The following is a 12,790-nucleotide window of genomic DNA, read 5'->3' on the forward strand; positions in this document are numbered from 1 at the left end:
CCCCCGACTCCCCAAATTAGAACTCTATTCTAGGATGGGCGCAAGCGCGTAGGGCGAGTTCCGGCCCGGCAGGGTGGTCCGGGCCGGAACGCGCGCGGTTGGTCAGTAGATGTACGGCCAGGCGGCGCTGTCCCAGCCGATGAGGTTGATGCCCAGGTAGGGGGCGCCGCTGTCCGCGTAGTAGTGGTAGAAGAGCACGTCGCCGTCGACGTCATCGAGGACGGCCTGGTGACCGGGCCCATGGATCGAGCCGTGGCCGGCGAGTATCTCGGTGCCGCCGCCGGAGTTCATGGGCACACCGTTGCGGTCGACGTAGGGGCCGGTGATGGACGTCGACCGGCCGACCATGATGCGGTACGTGCTGGCGGCGCCCTGGCAGCACAGGTCGAAGGAGACGAACAGGTAGTAGTAGCCGCCGTGCCGGTAGACGATCGGCGCCTCGATCGCACCGCCGCCCCGGGATGCGATGGACCGCACGGCCGTGTCGGACGAGGAACGCAGTCCGCCACCGGAGTCCAGGCGGATCATCTTGATGCCGGACCAGAATGACCCGAAGGTCAGCCACCATCGGCCCGATCCGTCGACGACGAGGTTCGGGTCGATCGCGTTGTAGTTCACCGAGGGACTGCTCTCGATGACCATTCCCCGGTCGGTCCAGCTTCCGGCTGCGCCGGTGGGGCTTGTGGCCAGGAAGATCGCAGATCGCTGGGACCCGAACGTGGACGCCGAGTAGTAGAGGTAGAACTGACCGTTGTGGTAAGAGATGTCTGGCGCCCACAGGCTCCGGGCGCCGCCGGTGTACGGGGTGGTCCACGACGCGCCGCCGGGCCAGACGACCCCGGCGTCACTCCACGCGGTCCGGTCGGTGGACGTCTTGATCGGCAGGTTGTCGCCGGTCGTGACGACGATGTACGTCCCGTCGGGCGCCTTGGCGGCGGAGGGGTCGTGCGCGCCGGTCGAGCCGGTGATGATTCCGGGGTCCGGATACGCCGCCAGGGCCTTTTCGGCGGACGCGTTGACGAGCCGTGCCTGCCGGTCGCTTCCGCCGTCCCGGGTGATCAGGACGGCGGACGCCGCCACCAGCGCGACCGCCATGGCGATCACCAGGGCGCGCCGGGGTCGCCGCCTCAGGTGCGGCGTTCGGGGAGCGGTCATTGAGGATTCTCCTTTCGGGTGACGCTGCCGGCCCGTGTGCGCGGAGGGCGCTGCCGCGGCCGCATGGCCGACAGCTTTCCGATCCCGCGCACGACAGCAGTGTTACCGGTAACATCGACGCCTACGCACTGTTCTCGCTTTCCTCCGGGGATGTCGGCGTCGGCGCCCGCGCCTGCCACGGCCGGCGATGTGCTTGACGGGAGATGTCCTGCATCCGCCGTCGCCGACCGATTTCAGCGCTGCAAAGGAGCATGCACCGATGCTGAGAGGAACGCAAGCAGAACTTGTCTCACCGGCCCGGCCGGCCCAGGGGTCTCAGCGGGTCACCGCGCGCGGGGGCCGGCCGTGCTCCCCCGGACGATCAGCCGGTGCGGCGCCCGGAGCTCCAGGCCGGGCGGCGGGGTCTTGCTGCCGATGCGCAGGAGCAGGCGTTCGACCGCGGTGGTCGCGATCATCGCCTTGTCCGGCGAGATCGTGCTGACGGTCGGGTTGGAGTACCGGCCGTCTTCGATGTCGTCGTAACCGATGACCGCCACGTCCTCGGGGACGCGCATGCCGCGCGAGATGAGCGTGTGGATGGCGCCCAGTGCGACGAGGTCGCTGTAGCAGAAGACGGCGTCGGGCGGGTCGTCCCGGTCGAGGAGGTAGGCCATGGCCTCCGCGCCGTCGGCCCGGTTGAAGCGGGGCCGGCCGATGATGAGGTCCTCGTGCACGGGGAGCCCGCGCTGCTCGTGGGCCGCGCGGAATCCCCGGGTGCGCAGCTGGGCGGCCTCGCCGGTCTCGTACGGCTGGTCGCCTATCGCGGCCACCCGGCGGCGGCCGAGGTCCAGCAGGTGCTCGGTGGCGTGCCGGGACGCCGCGACGTCGTCGATGCCGACGTGGTCGAAGGTGCCGTCGCTGACCCGCTCGCCGAGGATGACCAGGGGCAGGTTCGGGTCACGGTCGGCGAGGGCCTCCTGGGACAGTCCGAGCGGGCTGAAGATGACGCCGTCGAAGAGCAGTCGGCTGGAGCCGTGGTTGATGAGCATTCGCTCGTGCTCGCGGTCGCCGTCGGTCTGGTCGATCAGGACGTTGTAGCCCTGGAGCCGGGCGGCGCGGATGACGTCCTGGAGCAGCTCGGAGAAGTAGGGGGTGTCCAGGTACGGCACGACGAGGGCGATCTGGCCGGAGCGGCCGCTCGCCAGGTTGCGGGCGAGCACGTTGGGCCGGTAGCCGAGCTGGTCGACGGCCTCCTGGACGCGCCGGCGGGTGCGCTCGGTGACGTTGGCGTAGCCGTTCACCACGTTGGAGACCGTCCGGCTGGACACGCCGGCGAGTTCCGCAACGTCGCGAAGAGTGACCTCTCGTCCTCGCCGCATCGGTTCCCTCCGCCGACGTTTCGATCCCGACGTTGTTCCGGGCTCCCCCGAGAAGTTTCCGGCAGGTCCCCCCTTGCCGTCCACGGGGTCTGCGTGCATCCTGTTTGCAGCGCTGCAAAACATAGTAGGACACGGTGGAACCCCGACCCCACCGTGGTGCATGCGATCCTCGCCACACCTTGCGCCCCTCGCGACGCCGAGTGTGCGGGCGGGACATGACGGTCGGCCCTTGGTGTGCCACCACCAAGGGCCGACGTGCCCAACACGCGAGACGAGTGCCTCGAACCCCCTGGGAGGGACCAATGAGTGTCAGGCACCTCAGTGTAGAACGGCGCTCACGCCGGGCGACCCGCGCGGCGGCCTTGGCGATGGTCATCGCCATGGCACTGGTGACGACGAGTTGCGGTGGCGGGGGTGACACGTCGGACGGCCCGATCAAGATCAAGGTCTGGGCGTGGTACCCGTCGTTCAAGCCGGTGGTCGAACGGTTCAACAAGACCCACACCGACGTACAGATCGAGTGGACGAACGCCGGCACCGGCCAGGACCAGTACACCAAGCTGCAGACCGCGCTCAAGGCGGGCAAGGGCGCGCCGGACGTGGTGATGATCGAGTTCCAGGAGATCCCCACCTTCCAGCTCACCGAGCACCTGGTCGACCTGGGCGAGTACGGCGCCAACAAGGTCAAGGGCAACTACGCCGACTGGGCCTGGAAGCAGGTGAGCAACGGCGACAAGGTCTACGCGGTCCCCGTGGACGCCGGGCCGATGGCGATGCTCTACCGCAAGGACATCTTCGACAAGTACGACCTCACCGTCCCGAAGACCTGGGCGGAGTACAGGGAGCAGGCCGAGAAGCTGAAGGCCGCCTCGCCGACCAGCTTCATGACCGACTTCGGGGCCAACGACGGCGGCTTCATGACCGGGCTGCTCTGGCAGGCCGGGGCGCGCCCGTTCGACTACAGCGCCGCCACGGCGCCCGGCATCGGCCTGAACGTCAACAGCGCCGAGGCGAAGAAGGTGATGACGTACTGGGAGGACATGGTCGACAGTGGCCTGGCCGACACCACCGCGTTCGCCACCACCGACTTCTACACCGGCCTGACCAGCGGCAATTACGCAACGTACCTGGCCGCCGGGTGGGGCCCGGGCTACCTGGCGAGCGTGGCCGAGAAGACCGCGGGCAAGTGGCGGGCCGCGCCGCTGCCGCAGTGGACCGCCGGAGGCAACGCGCAGGGCGACTGGGGCGGCTCGGCGTTCGCGGTGACCGACCAGACAGAGCACCCCGAGGCTGCGACCAAGGTCGCCATGGAGATCTTCGGAGTCGACAAGGACGCTTGGCGGATCGGCATCGACCAGGCTTTCCTGTTCCCGACCGCGACGCCGATCCTGGAATGGGACTACTTCCAGGGCAAGGAGTACGACTTCTTCGGCGGCCAGAAGGTCAACGAGGTCTTCGTGCCGGCGTACAAGGGCATCGGCGAGTTCGACTGGAGCCCGTTCAACAGCTACTACTTCAACCAGCTGACCACGGCCATGAACCAGGCGGTGGAGAAGAAGTCGTCCTGGCCTGGTGCGTTGGACACCGTCCAGCAGAACCTGACCGGCTACGCCTCGAAGCAGGGCTTCGAAGTAGCCGCGCCGTGAGGAGGCGCAACGGGTCGGCATCGGCCCGGGAGATGTCGCCCGGTCCCAGGGACGGGGACCGGGCGGCCCGCCCGGCGTACCGCCGGCCGGCCGCGCGACGCCGGCCTCGGATGGGCCGGCAGGCGGTCGCCGGGTGGCTGTTCGTCACGCCTTTCACCATCCTGCTCGTCGCGTTCCTGCTGCTGCCGATGGCCTACGCGGCCAAGCTCAGCCTCTACCGCTCGACCCTGGTGGAGGGCGAGGTCTTCGCCTGGCTGGACAACTACGGTCAGGCGCTGGGCGACCCCCAGTTCCGCCAGGGCGTCCTGCGCGTGATCATCTTCGGCCTGGTGCAGACCCCGATCATGGTCGGGCTGGCGCTGGTCTTCGCCCTGCTCATAGACGAGGCCATGTCCCGCCTCTCGCGGTTCTTCCGGCTCGCGGCGTTCGTGCCGTACGCGGTCCCGGCGGTGATCGGGACGCTGATGTGGGGCTTCCTCTACAGCCCAAGGACCGGCCTGTTCAACTCCGTCGCGGGCCTGGAGCTCATGTCCAGCAACCTGGTGCTGCTCTCGCTGGGCAACGTCGTGACCTGGCAGTGGGCCGGATACAACATGATCGTCCTGTACGCGGCGCTGCAGGGTCTGCCGCGGGACGTCTATGAGTCGGCCCGGATCGACGGCGCCGGCCCGGTGCAGATCGCGCTGCGGATCAAGACGCCGATGATCTCCGCGGCGATCGTGCTGGTCACGATCTTCACGATCATCGGCACCCTCCAGTTCTTCACCGAGCCGCTGATCCTGCAGCCGCTCAACCCGGGCGCCATCACCAACAGCTACACGCCCAACCTGTACGCGTATCACCAGGCCTTCTCGTATCAGCAGTACAACTACTCGGCCGCCATCTCGTTCCTGCTGGGAGCGGTGGTCTTCGTCGGGTCGTACATCTTCCTGTTCGCCACGAGACGAAGGAACGCGCTGCGATGAGGACGGTGACGATGGACGGGGCGGGCACGTCCGCCAGAACCACCGCGCCGGCGCCGCGCCGGACGTCCCGGTTCGGCGGCGGACGGATCGCCTCGCACGCGGTGATGGCGGTCATGGCGGTGTACTTCCTGCTGCCCTTCTGGTGGCTGCTGGTCGCGGCGACCAAGAACAACGACGGACTGTTCGGTTCGCAGCCGCTGTGGTTCGGCGGCGACTTCAGCCTGTTCGACAACCTGTCCCGGCTGTTCAGCCGGCAGGACGGCCTCTACCTCAAGTGGCTGCGGAACTCGGCGCTGTACTCGGTGGTGAGCGGCGTCGGCGCGACCGCGATCGCGGCGCTGGCCGGGTACGCGTTCGCCAAGCTGCACTTTCCCGGCCGCAACGCGCTGTTCGCGACCCTGCTCGGCCTGATCATGGTGCCGTTGACCGCGCTCGTCCTGCCGACGTACCTGCTGATGAGCGAGATCGGCCTCACCGACACGATGTGGGCGGTCATCCTGCCCTCGCTGCTCAACCCGTTCGGGGTGTACCTGCTGCGGGTCTACGCGCACAACTCGGTGCCCGACGAGATGCTGGAGGCCGCCCGCATCGACGGCGCCGGTGAGCTGCGGGTGTTCATCAGCATCGCGCTGCCCGCGATGCGTCCGGCACTGGTCACCGTGCTGCTGTTCACCATGGTGGCCACCTGGAACAACTTCTTCCTGCCGCTGGTGATGCTCAGCGACGACGAGCTCTTCCCGCTCACCGTGGGCCTGCGCACCTGGTACCAGTCGGCGACCATCGGCAGCGGCGGCGGGGAGGCTCTGTTCAACGTCATCGTGGCCGGCTCGCTCGTCGCGATCATCCCCCTGGTCATCGCTTTCCTCATGCTCCAGCGGTACTGGCGCGGGGGCCTGACCATCGGCGCCCTGAAGTGACCGCCCCTCGAAGGGAAACCATGCTGCACGCATCTGTCGTCCTCGACCCCGCCGCGGTCGTGGCCCCGGTCAGCCGCCGCACGTTCGGCTCGTTCGTCGAGCACATGGGACGCTGCGTCTACACCGGCATCTACGAACCGGACCACCCGTCGGCGGACGAGGACGGGTTCCGCACCGACGTGCTCAGGCTGACCCGCGAGCTGGGGGTCACGGTGGTGCGTTACCCGGGCGGCAACTTCGTCTCCGGTTACCGCTGGGAGGACGGCATCGGACCGCGCGACCAGCGGCCCCGCCGCCGCGACCTCGCCTGGCACAGCGTCGAGACCAACCAGGTCGGCATCGACGAGTTCGCCCGCTGGGCCGCCAAGGCGGACGCCGAGATCATGTACGCGGTGAACCTCGGCACCCGGGGCGTCCAGGAGGCGCTGGACGTCCACGAATACGTCAACCATCCCGAAGGCACGACCCTGTCGGAGATGCGGCGGGCGAACGGGGCGGCCAAGCCGTACGGCATCACGCTGTGGTGCCTCGGCAACGAGATGGACGGACCGTGGCAGACCGGGCACAAGACCGCCCACGAGTACGGACTGCTCGCGGCCTCCGCCGCGCGTGCGCTGCGCTCGGCGGAACCGGGACTGGAACTGGTGGCCTGCGGCAGCTCGAGCTCGGCGATGCCGACGTTCGGCACGTGGGAGGCCACCGTCCTGGAACACGCCTACGACCTCGTCGACTACGTCTCCTGCCACGCCTACTACGAGGAACTGGACGGCGACCTCGGCTCGTTCCTGGCCAGCGCCGTCGACATGGACCACTTCGTGAACAGCATCGTCGCCACCGCCGACAGCGTCGGCGCGCGGCTGCGCAGCAAGAAGAAGATCAACCTGTCGTTCGACGAATGGAACGTCTGGTACCTGTCCCGCTTCCAGGGCCAGGAGTCGCCCACCGGCTGGGACGTGGCGCCGCGGGTCATCGAGGACGAGTACAACGTCGCGGACGCCGTCGTCGTCGGCAACCTGCTGATCTCCCTGCTGCGGCACAGCGACCGGGTCACCGCCGCGTGCCAGGCGCAGCTCGTGAACGTGATCGCGCCGATCCGCACCGAACCGGGCGGGCCGGCCTGGCGGCAGACCATCTTCCACCCGTTCGCGAAGACCGCCGCCCTCGCCCGAGGTGAGGTGCTGCGCACGCGCCTCACCTCGCCGACCTACGGCACCGCCCGGTACGGCGAGGTGCCGGTGGTCGACGCCATCGCCACCCACGACGCGGAGACCGGCGAGGTGGTCATCTTCGCGGTCAACCGCGACCAGGCCGATCCCGTGGAGCTGACCGTGGACCTGCGCCTCTTCAACGAGGACCTGAAACTCGCCGACGCGTGCACGCTGACCGACGGCGACCTGTCCGCCACCAACACACTCGAAGAGCCCGACCGGGTCGTGCCGCGTCCCACCGAACGGGTCTCGGTCGACGGCGCCGCGCTCACCGTCGTCCTGCCCCGGGTGTCGTGGAGCGCGATCCAGCTGGGACCGGCGGGAGACGCGCGGTGAGCCGCCGGCTCCCGGTGCCAGGCCTGGTGACGGCGCTGCTGATGGCGCTCCCGCCGGGACAGGCGGTCCATGGGGTCAGCGGAGGGAGTTGCCTCCGTCGGCGATGAGTGAGCGGCCCGTGATCCAGGCGGCCTTGTCGTCGCACAGGAACGACATGACGCCGGCGAGGGCTTCGGGGAGGCCGGCGCAAACCCAAAGGTGTGGCACGTGCGGCGGCGGACAGGAGGCGCTCCGGGCGGGACGCCATGTGGCGGACCACCCGGAGCACCTCCGCCTGGAAGCCTGGTGAAACGCCATTGTCCGGCTGGTAGGTGAGCCCGTGGCGTCAGGGTTCCCGTGCGGGGGCGGTGACCTGCGGCGGCCGGCCCCGCGGCGGGGGCGTCGCCACGGCGGCGGTACAGTGCAGCCGCACCGGCCCGCCGCCGAACTCGTCCCGCCACCATTGCTCGCCGTCCAGCGGGGGCAACTGCGTCGGAGTTGCGGTTGCCAGGGATCGGTGGACGGTCTGGCCCGAGGGCGGACTCAACGGGCGGAAGCGCGGCCTACGGCGTCGGTCGGCTCGGCGCCCGGCCGCCCGCGCAGCTCATGACCGATCTGGTCATTTGGTTCGAGAGACGAATGTGCCTTACCGGAGGGGCCATGGAAGCGGCGGAAGAACCCGGGACGAAGTCCTCGCAGGCGGAGGGTGAGGCCGGCTCGCCTGGTCCGCAGGTTCCTGGACTGCATGAGCCGCGTTTGCGGGCCGTGATCAGCCTGTTGACGCGGCAGCTGGTGAAGAACCTGGTCGCTCTGGTGGTGCCGGTGGGCCTGATCTCCGCGGCGGTGGCGCTGTGCGGGACGATCGGCCTGCTGCTCGTGGCGGACTGGGGCGACCCCGTCGTGGACGACCGGCTGGTCCGGTTCGAATCTTCAGCGGGATCGGCCGTCACGGCCCTGGTGATCAGCATGGGAGTGATGGCGGCCCACCTGGGCCTGACCGCGCTGGTCGTGATCAAGGTGGCAGGCTCACTGCTGGGCAGGCCCATCTCGGCCGGGTGGGCCTTGCGCACGGTGGCACGGCGTTCCGGATCTCTGCTGGTGCTCTTCGGCGCATTTCTCGCCACCGGTATGGCGGTGCCGGCGATCGTCGTGGTCGCCGGAACGGAATCGATCTGGGTAGGCGTGATCGTCGCCGGGTGCGTCGCGGTGCCGCTGCTGTGGTGGCTCCCGGTGACCGTGCCGGTGGTGATGCTCGAAGGCACGGGGCCGCTACGGGTGTTCCCGCGGGCATGGGAGATCACCAGAGACCGGCGCTTGCGCATGTTCGTCCACCTGACGGTGGCGGTGGTCGCGATCCCCGTCGCACTGGGAGCCGGCCTCGCGTGGCCGGTCTCGCTGTTCACCGGTATCGAGCACCACGCAGCGCAAATCGTGGCTGCGACCGTTACAGGCGTGCTGACCACCATCGTCCAAGGGACGGCCCTGGCGGTGGTGGCGCTGGAGCAGCGGCGTCCGCCGACAGGTAGGCCGGACCTCGGTTCCGGCGGCCTCCCCGCAATCGACCTCGCCGCTGTGGCCGACCGGCTCTCCGCACACCGCCCCACGCCGAAGACCAGGCCCGCGGTGGCACTGCCGCTGACGGCGCTCACGATCGCGGCGCTGGCTGCACCCGGATTCATCTACGGGGCCTATCTCCATGGCATTCCCAATAGCTCCCTGGCCGTCGACGAGCAGCCCGTTCTCCATGACGTAGGTCACAGCGTCCTGCTGGACGACGGCACACTGATAACAGCCCGTTCCGACAAGCACCATCTCTGCTCGGACCGGGAATGCAGCGAAATCAGCGAGCTGCCCAACCTTCCCGGGGAAGCCTTCCCATCGGTGAGGGCGGCCAAGCTTCCGGACGGATCATTCGCCGTCGTTCAATGGCAGGCACAGGACGGCCGGAAGCCAGTGTCCGAAGATCTGAATGTCAAGCTCACACGGTGCACGGCCGAAGAGTGCGCGAACAGCGATCAGGACCCGCGCTTGGCGACCATTCCGAATTTCTTCGAGGGTGATGCGGACATCGCTGTCTCCACTCGAGGAATCCTGGTCGCGGTTCTGACCGATACAAAGGACCGGGGTCGCGCGGTCGACAGGTTGCGCCTCCTGCGCTGTGCAAGCGTGCCCTGCAAGAAGTCTGAGCTCCTCGCCGAACTCAGGCTCCCGGAACCCAATTCCTCAGGTTTGGAGCCGATCGGCCTCGCCCTCGGCGCAGGTGAACGGCCCGTCGTCGCCTATGAGGACGGCGCCACGGGCGCCATCACCCTTCTCAGCTGCGCCGACCCCGACTGCCGTCGGTCCGTGACGCGCCACCCGGTGGGCCCGGCCTTCTTCTCGAGCAGCGAAGAGGCGAAGTACTTCCGCGGTGCCGCGAAATATAACAGCGGCGTCGAGCTCGTGGTTCCTCCGGACGACCGCCCGGTTCTCGTCCACCGGGACACCAGGACCGGCACCGCCCGATTGCTGCGTTGTCGCACCCCCGCCTGCCCTGAGGTGGACGTCCTCCCCCTGACTGAACCAGACCTGAAGATGCGCCTGGCCAACCTGGCACTGGGGCCCGGCGGACTCCCCATTGTCGCCACCATCGACAGGCCGCACAAAAGGGCCGTACTGATCGTCTGCGACGTTGCCGACTGCTCCCGCCGCGACACCGTGGATCTCGGTGGATACTCCACAGACCACGCCGGCAGCCTCGACATGAGCGTTGCGCGGGACGGGCGACCACGGGTGCTCTGGGATTACAGAATGGGCGCGGAGTCTCCATATACCACGTTCCTGCTGACCTGCCGCGAATCCCGATGCGGCAGCTGAGCCCGGATCCACGGCATGACGTCTCCAGCTTGACAACAATTGACGCCGAGTGGGCCGCGTGCGGCCGGAGGAGCTAATGGAAGAAGCGGAGTCATCCAACAACAGACTGGTGAAGGACATGGCCGATGAAAAGGATGACGGCGTTTCCCCCGGTCGGATGCCGAAACCAGAAGCACCGGACATCTTGACCGCGATCCGCCTGCTGGGAAGGAACCTGGCCGCGCCACTGGTCCCGGTGGCACTTATCTCGGTGGCGCTGACGGTGCCGGTTCTCGCGATCCTCCTCATGGGCTTGGACGGCCAGGCGCTCATCATCAACGGTGAGTTGCGTTTCGACGAACCGCGACTGGAGTCGCTCGTCGCGGGCTCGGTGCTCACCGGTGTGCTGCTGGCAGGCCACCTGGTCATGGTGGCGATGGTCGTGGTCATGGTGGCGGGTTCGCTGCTGGACAGCCGTGTTCCGGCCGGACGCGCGCTGCTGCGGGCGCTGCGGCGATCCGGCCCGCTCCTGGTGCTCCTGATCTTGACCGGCGGCACGGTGATGGCAGCGGTCGCCGCCATGGCCGTCACGCCGCTCGTGACGCACACAGGACTGTTCGTTGCGCTGGTGCTCTGCCTGCTCGCGGTGTCCACGTGCTGGCTGTTGCTCACCGTGCCATTCGTAGTGCTGGAAGAGGTCGGGCCGTTCAAGGCGATGTCCCGGCTCTGGGAGATCAGCCGGGCCCGGCGAATGATGATGTTCCGGCATGCGCTGGTGCTGACGATTCTGTTCCCGGTCGCACTGGGATTGTGCGGCAGGGCGCTTTCATCGCAATTCACCGGCATCGCCAACAGCATCGCCGAGGCGCTGGTCGGGACTGTGGCGAGCGTGCTGATGGTGGTCCTTCAAGGTGCGGCGCTGGCGACAGTGTCGCTGAATCAGTCTTACCCGTTCTCGGCCGATCCGTTCGGGAGGGCTCGGAAGAAGCCCCAGACGCTGGACCTGGCCGGGGTGAGCGCCCGGCTTCCCACACGCACCCACTCCCGAAAGGCCCGGCCGGTACGTACGGCGGCGCTCCTGGCGCTGACACTGCCGGTCCTGACCGTCCCCGCATTGCTGTACGGGGAGTATCTGCAATCCAATCCACTGGGACTTCCCAACGTCGCCGTCTCGGAAGTCACCCCGCGGGCGGCGAACTATGAACTCCTGGTGCGAAGCGATGCCAAAGCGGCGGTCGTAGCCAGGTCACCAGATGACCCCCTCCAAATACAGGTATGCACTCACCGTGAATGCGACCATGCATCGACCTTCACACACCCGGTTCCCGACGGTCGCGGGCAGGTACGAGCGGCGGCACTGCCGGATGGAACCATGGCGGTCGCCTTGGTCACGATCTCGAAGCACAACGCGGCGGAGGATGACGACGAGCGCATCCCGATGGAGGTTCGCCTCATGCGGTGCACGGTTCAGGGATGCCCGAAGGAAATCGAAAAATCCCCGATCATCGCGAAGGGCATCGGCCTCAAGGGCCGGACCCTCTCACCCACCATCGCCATCGCTCCCTCTGGCCGGGGCATCGTGGCCGCGGTTCTCTTCGACATCGGGGAAAACGAATATGAACCTCGCCCAAGCCCTATGCACATCGTGCGGTGTGACGACCTTCCGTGCCAGGCACCCCGGACTTTGACCACGGCCCGCGTGCCAGCCGGCGGCGGCTGGGACAGGCGCAATGATAAAGACAGAGTCTCCATCACCACCGGCGCGGATGGGCGCCCGATCGTGGCGATCGAGGACAAACATTCCGGTGCCGTCACCCTCATCAACTGCGCTGACGCCGAATGCCGCCATTCCGCGAAGAGGCAGGTGGTAGAACCCTCGGGTAGAACCTCTTTCCGGTACCTGAGTTCGGACGGCGTCGAGGTGGCCGTCCCCCCGGACGATCGCCCGGTCATCTTGCACCGCCGAATCTCGAATGGGAAGGTGCGGCTGCTTCGGTGCCGCACGCCGAGCTGCGGCGTGGTCGACGCCGTCACCGTCGCACGACCCGGCTTCGTCGGCGGGAGCCCCGACTACACGTGGCCGACACGGGCGCTGGCACTGGACCACAACGGCCTGCCCTTGATCGCCACCCACGATTTCGACGGCGGGAAGATCATTCTTCTCGCCTGTGATGCCGCCGACTGTTCTCGACGCGAAACCGTGGTGCTGCATAACGATATTCCGCAGGATTATTATCCGCCCGCGAACCTTCATATGGAGGTGGACCGGGACGGACGTCCTCAGGTTCTCGTGTCCGGCATTCAATACGGCTACCGCGGGAGCACCCGTTTGCTGATTTGCCGCGACGCCCGCTGTGGCGCGTCCTAGCCCGTACCGACGTCCCATCGATC

At 68.0% G+C, this 12,790-nt stretch carries 9 protein-coding genes; 6 read left to right on the forward strand and 3 right to left on the reverse strand.

Going from position 1 to position 12,790, the window contains the following annotated elements:
- Window positions 1–102: 102 nt before the first annotated feature.
- Both ACTWPP_RS04295 and ACTWPP_RS04300 read right to left on the reverse strand, forming a co-directional pair.
- Entirely contained in the window at window positions 103–1,155 is a 1,053-nt protein-coding gene (locus ACTWPP_RS04295) for an arabinan endo-1,5-alpha-L-arabinosidase (protein WP_443102751.1), read from the reverse strand.
- A gap of 323 nt (window positions 1,156–1,478) precedes the next feature.
- Window positions 1,479–2,513: a LacI family DNA-binding transcriptional regulator gene (locus ACTWPP_RS04300; protein ID WP_443102752.1), complete on the reverse strand. Its 1,035-nt coding sequence runs from the start codon at window positions 2,511–2,513 to the stop codon at window positions 1,479–1,481.
- Window positions 2,514–2,893: 380 nt separating this feature from the next.
- Between ACTWPP_RS04300 and ACTWPP_RS04305 the strand changes: the two genes are divergently transcribed.
- The 4 genes from ACTWPP_RS04305 (at window position 2,894) to arfA (ending at window position 7,585) form a co-directional block, all read left to right on the forward strand.
- Entirely contained in the window at window positions 2,894–4,159 is a 1,266-nt protein-coding gene (locus ACTWPP_RS04305; protein WP_443102753.1) for an ABC transporter substrate-binding protein, read from the forward strand.
- 110 nt (window positions 4,160–4,269) lie between these two features.
- Window positions 4,270–5,124: a carbohydrate ABC transporter permease gene (locus ACTWPP_RS04310; protein ID WP_443102754.1), complete on the forward strand. Its 855-nt coding sequence runs from the start codon at window positions 4,270–4,272 to the stop codon at window positions 5,122–5,124.
- Window positions 5,121–6,041: a carbohydrate ABC transporter permease gene (locus ACTWPP_RS04315; protein WP_443102755.1), complete on the forward strand. Its 921-nt coding sequence runs from the start codon at window positions 5,121–5,123 to the stop codon at window positions 6,039–6,041. The genes ACTWPP_RS04310 and ACTWPP_RS04315 overlap by 4 nt, the downstream gene beginning before the upstream one ends.
- 20 nt (window positions 6,042–6,061) lie before the next feature.
- Window positions 6,062–7,585 carry an arabinosylfuranosidase ArfA gene (arfA, locus tag ACTWPP_RS04320; protein WP_443102756.1) on the forward strand — a complete coding sequence of 508 codons (1,524 nt, stop codon included), beginning with the start codon at window positions 6,062–6,064 and terminating at the stop codon, window positions 7,583–7,585.
- A 75-nt stretch (window positions 7,586–7,660) separates the two neighbouring features.
- Here arfA and ACTWPP_RS04325 read toward each other — a convergent pair whose 3' ends face one another.
- On the reverse strand, window positions 7,661–7,792 hold the full coding sequence (locus ACTWPP_RS04325) for a hypothetical protein (protein ID WP_443102757.1): 132 nt from the start codon (window positions 7,790–7,792) through the stop codon (window positions 7,661–7,663).
- A gap of 432 nt (window positions 7,793–8,224) precedes the next feature.
- Here ACTWPP_RS04325 and ACTWPP_RS04330 point away from each other — a divergent pair, with 432 nt between their 5' ends.
- The gene (locus tag ACTWPP_RS04330; protein ID WP_443102758.1) at window positions 8,225–10,420 is read left to right on the forward strand and encodes a hypothetical protein; all 2,196 of its coding nucleotides are present in this window, start codon (window positions 8,225–8,227) and stop codon (window positions 10,418–10,420) included.
- 76 nt (window positions 10,421–10,496) lie between these two features.
- Window positions 10,497–12,767, forward strand: coding sequence for a hypothetical protein (locus tag ACTWPP_RS04335; RefSeq protein ID WP_443102759.1), 2,271 nt, complete (start codon window positions 10,497–10,499; stop codon window positions 12,765–12,767).
- Window positions 12,768–12,790: the final 23 nt, after the last annotated feature.

Source organism: Actinomadura sp. 3N407, assembly GCF_052245875.1.
Taxonomy (GTDB): domain Bacteria; phylum Actinomycetota; class Actinomycetes; order Streptosporangiales; family Streptosporangiaceae; genus Spirillospora.